The sequence below is a fragment of the Salinicola salarius genome (assembly GCF_002179555.1).
In the GTDB taxonomy this organism is placed as follows: Bacteria; Pseudomonadota; Gammaproteobacteria; order Pseudomonadales; family Halomonadaceae; genus Salinicola; species Salinicola salarius_A.
The window spans coordinates 1-1161 of the sequence record NZ_NHOU01000109.1; the positions used below are offsets into that span (position 1 = coordinate 1).

The following is a 1161-nucleotide window of genomic DNA, read 5'->3' on the forward strand; positions in this document are numbered from 1 at the left end:
TTTACGGGTCTATTTTTCAGACAGAGCGTAGTAAGCGGATTAAGGCCCTTAAAGCTCAGCATCAAACTATAGCCAAACTGCACAGGGATGGCGAAGAGCAACAGTATCAAAGACAAACAGTTGATGCTTATTTCCGGCTACGTATGACCTGGGAACGGGCAGTCGAGGAAGTTCTCTTGCGCGAGGTGATCCTTCGGTTCCGGAAAGGTGTTGAAACACAGAGACTTGCTGGTGTCGTTGTTGAAGATGGCGATTATGCGAAAGTCTACGCTGGCATGACCAAGTGTTCGAACTACGCACATGATAAGGCCCTGCAAGGCGGCATTGCTGTTCCAGACCCCGACGAACTACTTGCTGATATTATGGAGTTGGATGCTTGGCGAGAGGGTATCGAGAAGAGAGTCAAGATGACGGCACAGAAGCGCAAGGCCTGAAAAAGCTTTCTACTGAACTCCGGTGCAGGAAAGCTAACAAAAAGCTGCACGCGGATAAATTACTCGCTACGCTCCTAGTTTACCGGTGAGCTTGGCGTGATCAAGAGATATTAAATAATGTTTGATGAGTACACGAAGTACGAACAAAAAGCCCACAGGGCTATGAACCAAGTTTCAATTGTATTTGATTTGGCACGGGCTGCTGAGAAAATGTGCGAATGGAAGAATGTTGGCAGCAGTAATAAAGCATGGTCTGAAGGCCCTTTTATTGAAACACCTGCTAATCAAAGAACAATTGATCGGAGCTTTCCCTATATTGTAAGAGCCAGCATAGAAGCCAGAGTGATAGCTAAACGAACTGATCATATCTTTCAGAAAGAAGCTGAAAGTGGCATGAAGAAAATAGATCTCCCAGAAGTGGATGGGTCTAGAGTAGAGCCCTACATTGCGAAAGCGGCGATAATCGAACAGTTTGAACTTTTTAAAGAAATATGTGTATTATTTCAAGCTCCCTTTAACAAGAAAAGAGCTGAAAAGCTGCGCGGCTGTGTAGACGATGCTATTCTTGATCGTTTAATTTCCGCAGTAACAAGGAGGAATGAATTGACTCATCAGGACGAATGTCAACCGCCTACCATGCGGGAAGCAGTTGAGTATTTCTATGATATTACAGAGCTCGCTGTCCAGCTTGGCTCTTTACCTGATTCCGTGAAGCCAGCGCCGACAC

General features: G+C 45.5%; 2 protein-coding genes. Both read left to right on the forward strand.

What is annotated here, in order from left to right:
• A partial coding sequence (locus tag CCD76_RS19340; protein ID WP_218777093.1) for a hypothetical protein occupies positions 1 to 434 on the forward strand: 434 nt, incomplete at its 5' end.
• A 117-nt stretch (positions 435 to 551) separates the two neighbouring features.
• On the forward strand, positions 552 to 1161 hold a 610-nt coding region (locus CCD76_RS19945), incomplete at its 3' end, for a hypothetical protein (RefSeq protein ID WP_143543354.1).